Below are 15,349 nucleotides of genomic sequence, written 5' to 3' on the forward strand. Positions count from 1 at the left end.
TCAACCGAGATCCGCTGTGCAACTGCCCCGCAAGTGAGGATGCACAGAGATCCGGGCAGCGACGAATGCACGAATCTGCGCAAGCGGCTGCGGTCCGCAACTCTACGTCAGCATGGCCGGAATCGGGTCCGGTGCCAAAGCCGGTATTTTTTGGTCATTGCATCGGTGATGCGCGCGCCGATGCTCTGGGCCTGCTGCTGCTTGCACTAAGCTGAAGGACAAGCTTGGCAGCGGTTACCTCTCTGATCGGGACTTAGGTCAACTAACCTTCGGATGTGCCTCGGAGCGCAATTTGAACAGCCTTGCGAATTCGCTCACTTTGGCTGGGGGCGATGCCATCCAAGTGGTAAATCCGGCATAGCAGGCCGTTGATGCGCCTTACGATAACGCGGTTACTGGAATGTCGGTTGCGCGCGCGCACCAACTGACGCCGCACCTCGATCAGGTCAAGGCGACGAAACGCTCTTGATCGTACCATGTGAGTTGGACCTTCCGCACGGGTGCCAACGCTCTCGTTTGATTCCGGGGTCGAACGATCATGGGCTTCAAACAGATTCCGACGCCGACCGCACAATCTGTTTGCAGTTAATTTACGATGTGTTATTAACACAAAATTAATTAATTTCAATTTCTGAGTGGGGCACTATTTGAATACCCCATTAAACCAAAAGCTCGATGTTGCCGGATCTGAGGTCGTTTCGGAGTCCTTCAGCTTCCCTGAACCTCACCCAGCCAACGCGCTCATCATTCCTGACGCGCATCTCTTGTTCTCGGGTGAATATGCACGTTCGGGCCATGATCTCATCATTTCCGATCCCAACCATCGGATCACGATCCCCAATTACTTTCTCGGTGAGAAGCGTTCGCCGCTCAGCTCTGCGGACGGCGCACTGCTCGATGCAAGAGTCGTTGAAGCTCTCACCGGCTACCAAACCTTTGCTCAAGCCGGAGGAAATGCTGCCGCTGGAAAGGTGATTGGCCATGTCGCCACCATAACGGGCAGCGCGAGCATCGTTCGCAACGGCGTTACTATCGAGGCGAATAACGGGGACGTCGTCTATCAGAACGATATCGTGCAGACTGGAAGCAGCTCTACCCTCGGCCTCGTTCTGATCGACGGCTCAACGTTCAACCTGAGTGCCAACGCTCGCTTCATGTTGAACGAATTGGGGTATGAGGGGCAGAGTAGTGCGAGCGGTACCTTAGTCAGTCTGACGAGTGGCGCGAACCATTCGCTGTTCACTCTCGTCCAGGGCGCCGCCAGTTTCGTCGCCGGCCAGGTTGCCAAAACGGGTGACATGCAGGTCGCAACGCCTACCGCCGTGATCGGAATTCGCGGTACAGCCGTCCTTCTTAACGTCGATGCAGTGGATGGACAGGTCTCGGTTTCCGTTGCTGATCAGCAAGACGGTCAGGTTCATTCCGTACAGGTCTTCAAATGCGTCCCAACGAACTTGCTTCAAGGTGTTTGTACCGCGGGGGATCCAATCGGGATAGTTACCAGCGACGGCCCATCGATGACCATCACGCCAACCGCGAATTTCGAGGTGATCACCCAAGCCGTCAGTAAGAGCCCAGGCCAGGTTGCGCAGGAATTCAACGCCTTTCAGCAGGTGTTAACGACCTACGATATCGGGAAACAGATCGCTCCAGACACTCCGGCACCTAGCGACGGCAAGCGAGGAGACGTCGATACAAAATCACTGCAGAAGTTCGCTGGGAGCCCGCCACCATCACCCACCGAGGCTCCGACTACCGTTGTTGCGGACGACGTCAAGGGCCAAGCTGGTGGCGGCTCGATCACTCCAACTTTTGCGCCCCTCGCCTCCATCACGGGAGGTTCTGCGTCCGCATCGAAACCGCTCGTCCCCACTTTGGATACAACGCAAGTTATCGCCTTGGTTTCGTTGGCGCCTGTAACTATCGCCAATGCAGGTGGCCCAACCAATCAAGGAGGCCAAACGATCAGCGGAACTGTCGACGCGTCCCTCGTTGGAACGACAGTGACGCTGTACGATACGTACAATGGTGTCACCACACAAATTGGAAAGGTGACCGTTGGCTCCGGCGGTGTTTGGAGCACGGCAGTCACTCTGGCAGGAGATGGCGACCACAGCATCGTCGCTTTGGACGCTAGCGCCAACGTTAGCACAAGCGTGCCCGTTGTTTTCACCCTCGACACGACGGCGCCCACCGTCGCCATCACCAGCGCGGGCGGACCGGTGAACCAGGCGAGCCAGACCATCACCGGCACGGTGGGCGTGGCCGATGCCGGCGCCACCGTCACCGTCCTGGACGGCACCACCGCAATCGGCACCGCCACCGTGCAGGGCAACGGCAGCTGGAGCAGCACGGTCACGCTCAACAACGGCCCGAACTCGCTGACCGCGCGGGTGAGCGATGCGGCCGGCAACACCGCGACCAGCAGCGCGGTGGTCTACACGCTCAGCACCACCGGCCCAACGGTGACCGAGGCCCTGGTCGCCGACACCGGCACTTCAGTCACTGATCACGTCACCGCCAACCCGGCACTGAGCGGCACCGGCCTCGCCAACACGGTGGTGCATCTGACGATCGATGGCGTTCTCAGCACCGCCACGGTGACCGCCGATGCGCAAGGTGCCTGGTCGTTTACACCAAGCGGGCTGGCCGATGGACCACACACCATCGTGGCGAGCCAGTCCGACAGCTTCGGCAACACCGGGTCGGCCTCGCTGAGCTTCTCGCTCGACACCACGGCCCCCGCCGTCGCGATCACCAGTGCGGGCGGGCCGGTCAACCAGGCCAGCCAAACCATCACCGGCACGGTCGGCATCGCCGATGCCGGCGCCACCGTCACCATCCTGGACGGCACCACCGCGATTGGCACCGCCACCGTGCAGGGCAACGGCAGCTGGAGCACCACGGTCACGCTCAACAACGGCCTGAACTCGCTGACGGCACGGGTGAGCGATGCGGCCGGCAACACCGCGACCAGCAGCGCGGTGGTCTACACGCTCAGCACCACCGGCCCGACGGTGACCGAGGCCCTGGTCGCCGACACCGGCACCTCGGCGACTGATCATGTCACCGCCAACCCAGCGCTGAGCGGCACCGGCCTCGCCAACACGGCGGTGCACTTCACCATCGACGGCAGCCCGATCGCGGCGACGGTGACCGCCGATGCGCAAGGTGCCTGGTCGTTTACACCGAGCGGGCTGGGCGACGGACCGCACACCATCGTGGCGAGCCAGACCGACAGCTTCGGCAACACCGGCAGTGCATCGCTGAGCTTCACGCTCGACACCACGGCCCCCGCCGTCGCGATCACCAGTTCGGGCGGACCGGTGAACCAGGCCAGCCAGACCATCACCGGCACGGTGGACGTCGCCGATGCCGGCGCCACTGTCACCATCTTGGACGGCACCACCGCGATCGGCACCGCCATCGTGCAGGGCAACGGCAGCTGGAGCAGCACGGTCACGCTCAACAACGGCCAAAACTCGCTGACGGCGCGGGTGAGTGATGCGGCCGGCAACACCGCGACCAGCAGCGCGGTGGTCTACACGCTCAGCACCACCGGCCCGACCGTGACCGAGGCCCTGGTCGCCGACACCGGCACTTCGGCGACTGATCATGTCACCGCCAACCCGGCGCTGAGCGGCACCGGTCTCGCCAACACGGTGGTGCATCTGACGATCGATGGCGTTCTCAGCACCGCCACGGCGACCGCCGATGCGCAAGGCGCATGGTCGTTTACGCCGAGCGGGCTGGCTGACGGATTACACACCATCGTGGCGAGCCAGACCGACAGCTTCGGCAACACCGGCAGTGCATCGCTGAGCTTCACGCTCGACACCACGGCGCCCACCGTCGCGATCACCAGCGCGGGCGGGCCGGTCAACCAGGCCAGCCAGACCATCACCGGCACGGTGGGCGTGGCCGATGCCGGCGCGACCGTCACCATCCTGGACGGCACCACCACAATCGGCACCGCCACCGTGCTGGGCAACGGCAGCTGGAGCAGCACGGTCACGCTCAACAACGGGCCGAACTCGCTGACGGCACGGGTGAGTGATGCGGCCGGCAACACCGCGACCAGCAGCGCGGTGGTCTATACGCTCAGCACCACCGGCCCGACGGTGACCGAAGCCCTGGTCGCCGACACCGGCACCTCGGCGACTGATCATGTCACCGCAAACCCGGCCGTGAGCGGCACCGGTCTCGCCAACACCGTGGTGCACTTCACCATCGACGGCAGCCCGATCGCCGCAACGGTGACCGCCGATGCGCAAGGCGCCTGGTCGTTTACGCCGAGCGGGCTGGCCGATGGACCACACACCATCGTGGCGAGCCAGACCGACAGCTTCGGCAACACCGGGTCGGCCTCGCTGGGCTTCACGCTGGACACGACGGCCCCGGGCGGCGGCACGCCAGACCTGACGGCGGGCTCGGACAGCGGCAGCTCGGGCACGGACAACATCACCTCGGCGACCTCGCCGAGCTTCACGGTGGCGCTGAACCCGACGGCGGCCATCGGCGATACGGTGCAGCTGTTGCTGGGCGGCTCGCCGCTGGCACACCCGGTCACGCATGTGATCACGGCCGCCGACGTGACCGCCGGCAGCGTCAGCTTGACGGTGACTGCCGGCGATCTCGGCGCCGATGGCGCCAAGCAGGTGACGGCACAGTTCAGCGATGCCGCCGGCAACAGTTCGACGACTGCGTCGCTGAGCTTCACCCAGGACACCACGGCCCCCGCCGTCGCGATCACCAGTGCGGGCGGACCGGTGAACCAGTCCAGCCAGACCATCACCGGCACGGTGGACGTCGCCGATGCCGGCGCCACCGTCACCATCCTGGACGGCACCACCGCGATCGGCACCGCCACCGTGCTGGGCAACGGCAGCTGGAGCAGCACGGTCACGCTCAACAACGGCCAAAACTCGCTGACGGCACGGGTGAGCGATGCGGCCGGCAACACCGCGACCAGCAGCGCGGTGGTCTACACGCTCAGCACCACCGGCCCGACGGTGACTGAGGCCCTGGTCGCCGACACCGGCACTTCGGCCACCGACCACGTCACCGCCAACCCGGCGCTGAACGGCACCGGCCTCGCCAACACGGCGGTGCACTTCACCATCGACGGCAGCCCGATCGCGGCGACGGTGACCGCCGATGCGCAAGGTGCCTGGTCGTTTACACCGAGCGGGCTGGCCGACGGACCGCACACCATCGTGGCGAGCCAGACCGACAGCTTCGGCAACACCGGCAGTGCCTCGCTGAGCTTCTCGCTCGACACCACGGCCCCCGCCGTCGCGATCACCAGTGCGGGCGGACCGGTGAACCAGGCCAGCCAGACCATCACCGGCACGGTGGACGTCGCCGATGCCGGCGCCACCGTCACCATCCTGGACGGCACCACCGCAATCGGCACCGCCATCGTGCAGGCCAACGGCAGCTGGAGCAGCACGGTCACGCTCAACAACGGCCAAAACTCGCTGACGGCGCGGGTGAGTGATGCGGCCGGCAACACCGCGACCAGCAGCGCGGTGGTCTATACGCTCAGCACCACCGGCCCGACCGTGACCGAGGCCCTGGTCGCCGACACCGGCACTTCGGCCACCGACCACGTCACCGCCAACCCGGCGCTGAACGGCACCGGCCTCGCCAACACGGTGGTGCATCTGACGATCGATGGCGTTCTCAGCACCACCACGGTCACCGCCGATGGGCAAGGCGCATGGTCGTTTACGCCGAGCGGGCTGGCCGATGGACCACACACCATCGTGGCGAGCCAGACCGACTCCTTCGGCAACACCGGGTCGGCCTCGCTGGGCTTCACGCTGGACACGACGGCCCCGGGCGGCGGCACGCCAGATCTGACGGCGGGCTCGGACAGCGGCAGCTCGGGCACGGACAACATCACTTCGGCGACCTCGCCGAGCTTCACGGTGGCGCTGAGCCCGACGGCGGCCATCGGCGATACAGTGCAGCTGTTGCTGGGCGGCTCGCCGCTGGCACGCCCGGTCACGCATGTGATCACGGCTGCCGACGTCACCGCCGGCAGCGTCAGCCTGACGGTGACTGCCGGCGATCTCGGCGCCGATGGCGCCAAGCAGGTCACGGCGCAGTTCAGCGATGCCGCCGGCAACAATTCGACGACTGCTGCGCTGAGCTTCACCCTCGACACCACGGCGCCCACCGTCACGATCACCAGCGCGGGCGGGCCGGTCAACCAAGCCAGCCAGACCATCACCGGCACGGTGGACGTCGCCGATGCCGGCGCCACCGTCACCATCCTGGACGGCACCACCACAATCGGCACCGCCATCGTGCAGGGCAACGGCAGCTGGAGCAGCACGGTCACGCTCAACAACGGCCCGAACTCGCTGACGGCACGGGTGAGCGATGCGGCCGGCAACACCGCGACCAGCGGTGCGGTGGTCTATTTTGTCGGCGTGCCCGGCGCCATTCTCGGCGACGCTGGCGACAACACCCTGACCGGGACTGCCGGGAACGATGTATTCCAGGGCTTTGGCGGTAATGACATATTCAACGGCTTGTCGGGTGTTGATCGAGCGGTCTATGTCGACGCGACCGGGGGCATCACGGCCGATCTGACGGCAGGAACCGTGACGGGTCCAGGTGTCGGCACCGATACGTTGATCGGTATCGAAGCCATCCAGGGCAGCAACTTTGCCGACCATTACTCGGCGGTCGGCTTCAGCGGCAATTCCGGGGTCCCTGGTACGCCAATTGGCTTCAACAGTTTCGAAGGCATGGGGGGAGATGACATCATCGCCGGCACGGTCAATCCCTCCGGCGAGAGTCTGACTCGCATTTCCTATGTCAGTGCGACAGCGGCAGTCGTCGTTGATCTAGCCGCGGGAACGGCGAACGGCGATGCATCAGTCGGCAACGACACCTTCACCAACGTCAACTCGGTCATTGGGTCGGCATTTGGAGACACGCTGCGAGGCAGTGACAATCCGAATGGCACTTTCGAGCAATATGACGGTCGTGCCGGCAACGATCTGATCGATGGTCGCGGCGGCTACGATTTCGCCATCTACAACAACGACGTCGCTACAGCCACGGGCATAACGGTCAATCTTGCAAGCGGAACCGTCACTGGCGATGCTACGATCGGAACCGACACGCTGCGGTCAGTGGAAGCCGTCCGCGGCACCAACTTCGCTGATACTTACGATGCCACCGGTTTTAGCGGCACCAGCACCAATGCTGGATCAAGCGGCACCTTCAATAATTTTGAAGGCATGAGCGGCAACGATACCATCATCGGCAATGGCAACACCCGTATCCAATATACACAATCAAGCGCCGGCGTGACGGTCGATTTCCTTGCGGGCACCGCGATCGGCGATGCCTCGGTGGGGACCGATACATTCACCGGCGTCAACGCCGTCATGGGCTCGATGTTTGCCGACACCTTTTCGGGCAGCGGCGCCAACGAGAACTTCATGGGCCTTGCCGGCGATGATTTTATCGACGGAAAAGGCGGCTTCGACACGGCGCAATATGCCAACCTCACCTTCACGACGGGTGGGATCAGCGTTCACCTTGCAGCTGGAACGGTGACAGGCGATGCCTCGAGCGGCACCGACACCTTGCGTTCAATCGAAGCCATTCAGGGCACTAACTTTATCGACACCTATGACGCGATCAATTTCGGCGTCACGGCAGCTATCGATCCCGCTACCGGCCTCCCCTATGCCAACGTCGGCAACAATGGCACCTTCAATCAATTTGAGGGAATGGGCGGTAACGACATCATCACCGGTAACGGCAATACGCGTCTGATCTACGCCAATGCGACCGGTCCCGTGACAATCACTTTCAGTCTCAATGGCTGGACCAGCACCACCAGCGGCGCGTCGGGGACCGTAACCGGCGATGGGTCCGTAGGCACCGACACCTTCTCCGGTGTCGGCTCGGTATCGGGATCGTCATTTGCCGACACCATCACCGGCTCGAACAATCCGAACAACACCTCCGAAGACTTTTCGGGGCGCGCCGGCAATGACTTCATCGACGGCAAGGGTGGATTCGACAGAGCTTTCTACAACAACGACGGCACGGCTTCAGGTATTCAAGTCGATCTGGCTTCGGGCGTGGTGACCGGCGACGCTGCTATCGGAACGGACACCCTTCGATCGGTCGAAGCGATCCGTGGGACCGCCTTCGCCGACACTTATGTCGCAACCAATTTCGGCGCCTCCGGGCCGAATCTCGGCGATTTCGGTACTTTCAACGAATTTGAGGGGATGGCCGGCAATGACACCATCACGGGCAACGGCAATACCCGCATTGCATTCTATAATGCCCTGGACGGGGTGACCGTCGATCTCGCCGCAGGCAGCTCCCACGGGACGGCCTCTGGTGACGTCGCAGGCACCGGGACAGACACGTTCACCGGCGTGAATGCCGTCCGTGGTTCGTCGTTTGCCGACGTCATCCTCGGAGATGACAATGCCAATACCCTCGACGGCCGGGATGGCAACGACCGGATCGATGGCCGTGGCGGTGCCGATACCCTGACTGGCGGGAACGGCTCTGACACTTTTGTCTATGCCGATGGCGGCGGAGCAGACACCATCACGGACTTTGACCGCAGCCAGGGCGACACCATTGATCTGACAGGTTTGTCCGGCATCTTCACGTTCGCAGACGTTCAATCGAAATCGACGTTGAGTGCTGGCAATACCATCATCAATTTCGGGAGCGGAAATACTCTGACACTGATTGGTGTCACGAGCCTCCAGCAAAGCGACTTCATCTTTCCGAACGCCACCAACGGCACTTCGGGCTCGGATGTGCTGCTCGGAACGAGCCAAGCGGATGCAATTTACGGGCTTGCAGGAAATGATCGGCTTCAGGGATTCGGTGGCAACGATCTGCTCGATGGCGGGGCCGATTTCGACCGCGCTGTCTACACCGATGCCACGGGCGGGATCTTGGTCAACCTTGCAGCGGGCACGGCATCCGGTCCAGCGGTGGGCAGCGACACGCTCGTCGCGATTGAAGGCGCAGTTGGCAGCGATTTCGCGGACACATTCAATGCGACCGGCTTCGCGGGAGCCACCGGTATTCCCGGCACACCGGTCGGGTTTAACGAGTTCGAGGGTCGGGGCGGCAATGACACCATTCTAAGTGCCGTGAACCCTTTGGGCGCGGCTCTGACGCGGGTTTCTTATGTGAGCGCCACCGCGGGTGTGACTGTCGATATCGCAGGTGGTACGGCGGATGGAGATGGATCCGTTGGTCACGACACGTTTGTCGGCTCCGGCATTATTGCAGTCTGGGGCTCTGCGTTCGCCGATACCCTTTTCGGAAGCAACAATGGATTCGGCACGATCGAGGTCTTTGCAGGCTTTGCTGGCAACGATGTGATCGACGGCCGCGGCGGCTTCGACCGTGTCGACTACAATAACGATCCGACCACCACGTCAGGCATCACTGTCAATCTCGCGGCCGGCACCCTGACGGGAGATGCCACGGTTGGTAATGATACACTGGTGTCGATCGAAGCTGTCCGCGGCACCAATTTTGCCGATACCTACAACGCCTCCGGGTTTGGCAACACCAGCACGAACTCCGGATCATTGGGGACCTTCAACGAGTTCACCGGCGAGGGCGGCAACGACATCATCATCGGCAACGGCAACACGCGCATCGGATTCAATAATGCGACCGCGGGCGTTGTGGTGGACATAGCAGCCGGCACGGCTACCGGGGACTCTTCGGTCGGAAGCGATACGTTTACCGGCGTCAATGCCATCATGGGCACGATGTTCATCGATTCCCTGTCGGGAAGCAGCACCAACGAGACATTTACCGGACTTGGCGGCAACGACACGATTGACGGTCGCGGCGGCTTTGATACCGCCAGCTATCACAACATCTACCTTTCGACCGGCAGTGTCACCATTGACATGGCGACCGGCACGGCTACGGGCGATTCCTCGATCGGCGTGGACACGCTGCGCTCGATCGAAGCTATCCAGGGAACCATCCTTGCCGATACCTACGTGGCAACGGGATACGGCCTCGCAGGCGCTCTTAACGTCGGCAACAACGGCACCTTCAACCAGTTCGAGGGACTTGGTGGTGACGATTCGATCACCGGCAACGGCAACACGCGTCTGGTCTACACCAATGCGACCGGTCCGGTGACGATCACTTTCGGCCTTAATAGCTGGACCAGCACCACCAGCGGCGCGTCGGGGACCGTGACCGGCGATGGGTCCGTAGGCACCGACACGTTCTCAGGCGTTGGCTCGGTGTCGGGGTCGTCATTTGCCGATACCATCACCGGCTCTAACAATCCTAATGGCACCGCGGAAGATTTTGCGGGTCGCGCCGGCAATGACTTCATCGACGGTAAAGCTGGCTTTGACCGAGCGTTCTACAACAACGATGGCTCGGCTTCAGGTATTCAAGTCGATCTGGCTTCGGGCGTGGTGAGCGGCGACGCTACTATCGGAACGGACACCCTTCGATCGGTCGAAGCGATCCGCGGGACCGCCTTGGCCGACACTTATGTCGCGACCAATTTCGGCGTCTCCGGGCCGAATGTCGGCGATTTCGGTACTTTCAACGAGTTTGAGGGGATGGCCGGCAATGACACCATCACCGGCAACGGCAATACCCGCATTGCATTCTACAATGCCCTGGATGGGGTGACCGTCGATCTCGCCGCAGGCAGCTCCCACGGGACGGTCTCTGGTGATGCCGCAGGTGTCGGGACAGATGCGCTCACCGGCGTGAATGCCGTCCGTGGTTCAGCCTTCGCTGACTTCATTTTCGGCGATGCCGGCAACAACACATTGGATGGGCAAGCAGGAAATGACGTGATCCAGGGGCGCGAAGGCGCCGACACGTTGATAGGAGGAGCGGGAAGCGACCAATTCGTCTTCGCCGCGGTTTCCGACTCCACGGTAGCAAGCCATGATACGATCAGTGATTTCGTTCATGGTGCGGACCTCATCGACACCTCGGCGATCGCGGGAGTGACGAGCGTCCAGGGCCTGCTAAGCGGGAGCGCCCAAGTTGCGGCGCATAGTATCGCGTGGATTCAGAGCGGCGCGAATACGATTGTCTACGTCAACAGCTCGGGCGCTGCACAGAACCAAGGGTCGGCGGATATGGAAATTGTTTTGACCAGCGTCACGGCGAATACTTTGACCAATCAGGACTTTCTCTTCCAGATCTAACGGCGCAATTCTTTGCTCCTCGGAAATCGAGGGCGTCCCGATGAGCTACGGCTGTCGTTAGTCGGTCAAGCTCAAATGCACGCACTGCTTCGCGATTGTGCATCGACTGCCTCACAATTGTCATAGCGCTTCCATTGCATCGCAATATAATTCGACTAGCAATCAGGAATGTCAGGCGAACTTTCGATGATCAGACATGCTATGCGCATGCTGGCCATAATGTATTGCGTTTGCAGCCAGCCGGCCTATTCACACTACGAATCTCAAGCGGTGGCACCTCCGTTTTCATTCTCTCAATTCTGCATTCAATATCCCGAGGACTGCCAGCGCCACGATGACCGCAGGATTCGAGATTTCCGCTCCTCCATTCAACGTTGGCGAGAACTCGCCCAGGTCAACTCGACGGTGAATTTCGGCATAGCTCCAAAGGATCCGCCCGCAAGTCGAAATGACGCGGAATGGCAGATATTCCCTTACGAAGGCAATTGCGGCGACTATGCCGTCACCAAGCGCCATCTGCTGCTGCGATCCGGCTGGCCCAGCTCATCAGTCCTCCTCGCCGAGGTCATCATCCGAGCAACCGGAGAGCACCACCTCGTACTGCTTGTGCGTGAGGGAAGAGCGGTCCTTGTCCTCGATAATCTGAGCCCGGTCGTGACGCCGCTAGTCGATGCGCTGGATCGGTACGTTATCGTGCGCGCGGAGTCTGGTGATCCACAACGGTGGACGCGGGACGTCACCGCCTTCTAGCTGGGCTCCTGGCCGACTACCGGGGCCGAGCCTGAAAGCCGTCATCAATCCGATCCACCCTTTCTCTGGGAGGACTTTTGGCGCACCCGCTGCAGCCAAGCTGCCGTTAATCTAAGCTTGATTTTCGTTTGGTTTCACTCTCCCTAACCGAGTCCATTTCGTGTAAGCACAAATTTCCATTTTGGGACTGATATGACAAAGAAACGAGCACTTATTACCGGCGTCACCGGCCAGGACGGCGCTTATTTGGCCGAACTTCTTCTACAGAAGGGATACGAGGTCCACGGCATCAAGCGCCGGACCTCCCTCTTCAATACCGATCGAATCGATCACCTTTACCTTGACCCGCATGAGCCGGACCCGCCGTTCCGGTTGCACTACGGCGACCTCACGGACTCGTCGAGCCTGATCCGGATCGTCGGGCAGGTGCAGCCTAATGAGATCTATAATCTCGCTGCCCAAAGCCATGTTGCCGTTTCGTTTGAGGAACCGGAATACACCGCAAATTCAGACGCGCTGGGCGCGCTTCGGATTTTAGAGGCAATCCGGATCGTTGGCCTGGAGAAGAAGACGCGTTTCTACCAAGCCTCGACGTCCGAACTCTATGGCCTCGTGCAGGAGATCCCGCAAAAGGAGACGACGCCCTTCTACCCGCGTTCCCCTTACGCGGTCGCCAAGCTCTACGCGTATTGGATCACCGTGAACTATCGTGAAGCGTACGGCATGTATGCCTGCAATGGCATCCTGTTCAATCACGAGTCTCCCGTCCGCGGCGAGACCTTTGTCACCCGAAAAATCACGCGCGCCCTGGCGCGGATCCATTTGGGCCTGCAGGAACGTTTGTATCTCGGTAATCTCGACGCGCTGCGCGACTGGGGACATGCCCGCGATTATGTTGAGATGCAATGGTTGATGTTGCAGCAGGAGAAGGCAGAGGATTTCGTCATCGCCACCGGCAAACAACACTCGGTGAGGGACTTCGTCAACGTCGCGGCCAGCGAGATTGGAATGCGAATTCGCTGGGAAGGCGCGGGGATCGATGAAAAGGGATACGATGCCAAAACTGGAAAGTGCGTTGTATCGGTCGATCCCAGGTACTTCCGACCGACCGAAGTCGAGACGCTTCTCGGTAATCCTGCCAAGGCGAAACAGAAGCTCGGGTGGGAGCCGAAAACGTCGTTCGAGAGCCTAGTTCGGGAGATGATGAAGGAGGATCTCGAATCCGCGAAGCGGGACGAACTGATCAAGCAGCACGGCTTCCGCTACTTCGCGCGACACGAATAGCCTGTCGGTGGGTCGACATCGCGATTGATGAGAAGCAAGTAAGCGCTCTCGCGGCGCTTACTGTTGGCTGCTCTTGCCCAAGCGACGTCATCGCGGTGTCCTCTTTAAGCAAGCGAACCGCATCTTCCACCGGCAGTGGGGAATGAGGCGTTAGAGACCGGACCGACGTCTCGCTGCTCTTGCCAAGACCCCAAGGTTTCCGAGGAGATGTCTTGCCGCTATCGCCGCACTCTTGCCTTCGGTGACTTCCTGGAGCTTATACTCAAAGTAGTCGGGCAGGACGCGATCCAGGTCGAAGGGGCTGGTTAGCGACGAATAACCTTCGGGACAACGATCGCCGCGACAAAAAACGAGAAGGTTCTGTCGATACCAGGGCCGAATTCGGCTGTCGTCATATATCTGCGGTCGGACGCAATCGAAGGCGCTGTAACCATGGCCGCTGAAACGTTCTGCCCAGTAGGATGGCCACTGCTCGTTCAGGTGGTTTCTACCGCCCTGCCCTTTGACTGCAGCAGAGAACAGCACGATTGGTGCAGCGGCCACGAGCGCGGAAACGAACTCATTCGCGCTACTCTCGGGCAAATGCTCGGCCACCTCTAACGAACACGCCAAATCGAATTTGCGGCCGATATCGGTGATGGATCGAAGGTCCATGGATCTGAACCTTTCCGACGGAATTCTGAGCTGATCACGAGGCACATAGTCGCCGTCAATTCCGAGATAATCGCTCACACCGTTCGTAGCGAATTCGTGCAGCCAGGCGCCGACACCGCAGCCGACGTCAACGACCGAATTGACTTTGAAAAGTCGAAGCACCAGCGGGACGATCACCGACGCAGATTCGAACGACCCGCCTGACTGCTCCTTGAAGAACTGCGCACCGTAATGCTCAGCGATAGACTTCTCCATATCGACACCTCCGGACACCCAACCCGCCGGACAACCAAGGCTGCGCCATGCCAGCGCATAACGTCAAGCCCGTCACTCATTGGAGTTCGCAGCAAAAATGTGACCTGTGCGATCGAGTTCCGCACTGCCACATTTGTGGTACGCGAGCTCGGCTCGCGGATCGCACTCTCAACTTCGGGCGCTGCGATAACGCCGGCTCTATCGCGGCAAAACGTTCGGGTGCTTTCGGAAAAGGCCTTCCTCCCTCTTCAATTGATCTTTCACCGACTTTGAAGCACCTGGGCAACATCGCGTACTTCGTGAATGCGTCGCCGCTTTGCCGCCATTGTTTCCAACGGAACACTGGCGTGCTTAGCATCGAGCGGGTTGACCTCCCTTCATGTGGAGGTCAAATTGCCGGGCGGGCTGTTCAGGCGACAAGCACAGGCGAACTCATTATGCTCACAGCGCCGCTACGCTTTGCCGGCCGATTGCGCCGCTACATTTCCCGCCGCCTTTACGGCGATCCCGACTCCTATCTTGAACTATGTTCCGGCGTGATTCATGTCGGCGCAAATGCTGGCCAGGAACGAGACCTCTATGCCCGACACAAACTCAAGGTGGCGTGGATAGAACCTGTGCCGGAGCAATTTGAAATGCTTCGACAAAACATCCGCTCGCTGCCTGACCAGCGGGCAATCAACGCGCTGATCGCCGATACTGATGGCAAGCCCTATACTTTCCATGTCTCGAACAATGATGGCCTGTCATCGTCCATTCTGGATTTGCATGACCACAAGGACATTTGGCCGGATGTGCGCTACGTCCGCGACATAACGATTCGTTCTTCGACGTTGAAAACGGCTCTTGAAATGTGGCAGGTCGATCCCGGGCAATACGATGCCCTTGTGTTGGACACCCAGGGCTCGGAGTTGCTGGTTCTGCGGGGTGCGCAAGACATCTTGCGGCAATTCAAATTCATCAAGGCCGAAGCGGCGGACTTCGAGTCATACCGGAATTGTGCGACCGCTGATCAAATACGCTCCTATCTGAAAGCTTTTGGCTTTCAGGTGAGACGCGAGGACCGGTTTGCGAAGCGTGCATCTGGTGGCGCCTATTTCGACATCTTGTTCGAACGCGTCTAAGGCTGAGGTCACCGAATAACGCCAACCTGCCGGCTTTGATCGAGCGGATATTATCTGCAGATTACT

5 protein-coding genes are annotated in these 15,349 nt (G+C 60.8%); 4 read left to right on the forward strand and 1 reads right to left on the reverse strand.

Annotation, left to right across the window (positions count from 1 at the left end):
• Positions 1-647 precede the first annotated feature (647 nt).
• From ACNJX8_RS32525 to gmd, 3 genes are all read left to right on the forward strand, one after another.
• Positions 648-11,216, forward strand: a complete 10,569-nt coding sequence (locus ACNJX8_RS32525) for an Ig-like domain-containing protein (RefSeq protein ID WP_439358102.1) — start codon at positions 648-650, stop codon at positions 11,214-11,216.
• A 201-nt stretch (positions 11,217-11,417) separates the two neighbouring features.
• Positions 11,418-11,966 (forward strand): transglutaminase-like cysteine peptidase, encoded by a 549-nt coding sequence (locus ACNJX8_RS32530; RefSeq protein WP_439358103.1) that lies wholly within the window; start codon positions 11,418-11,420, stop codon positions 11,964-11,966.
• Positions 11,967-12,158: 192 nt separating this feature from the next.
• Complete coding sequence (gene gmd, locus ACNJX8_RS32535; RefSeq protein WP_439358104.1) at positions 12,159-13,250, forward strand: GDP-mannose 4,6-dehydratase; 1,092 nt, start codon at positions 12,159-12,161, stop codon at positions 13,248-13,250.
• Between the two features lie 150 nt (positions 13,251-13,400).
• Here gmd and ACNJX8_RS32540 read toward each other — a convergent pair whose 3' ends face one another.
• A complete protein-coding gene (locus ACNJX8_RS32540; RefSeq protein WP_439358105.1) occupies positions 13,401-14,159 on the reverse strand; it encodes a class I SAM-dependent methyltransferase in 759 nt (252 codons plus the stop codon).
• 347 nt (positions 14,160-14,506) lie between these two features.
• Here ACNJX8_RS32540 and ACNJX8_RS32545 point away from each other — a divergent pair, with 347 nt between their 5' ends.
• Positions 14,507-15,283, forward strand: coding sequence for an FkbM family methyltransferase (locus ACNJX8_RS32545; protein ID WP_439358106.1), 777 nt, complete (start codon positions 14,507-14,509; stop codon positions 15,281-15,283).
• Positions 15,284-15,349: the final 66 nt, after the last annotated feature.

The sequence above is a fragment of the Bradyrhizobium sp. SPXBL-04 genome (genome assembly GCF_051853035.1).
GTDB classification, from domain to species: domain Bacteria; phylum Pseudomonadota; class Alphaproteobacteria; order Rhizobiales; family Xanthobacteraceae; genus Bradyrhizobium; species Bradyrhizobium zhanjiangense.

Bases quoted from the DNA above. Each gene is read 5' to 3' on its own strand.
- ACNJX8_RS32530 (WP_439358103.1), top strand. From the start codon at position 11,418: ATGCGCATGCTGGCCATAATGTATTGCGTTTGCAGCCAGCCGGCCTAT.
- gmd (WP_439358104.1), top strand. From the start codon at position 12,159: ATGACAAAGAAACGAGCACTTATTACCGGCGTCACCGGCCAGGACGGC.
- ACNJX8_RS32540 (WP_439358105.1), bottom strand. From the start codon at position 14,159: ATGGAGAAGTCTATCGCTGAGCATTACGGTGCGCAGTTCTTCAAGGAG.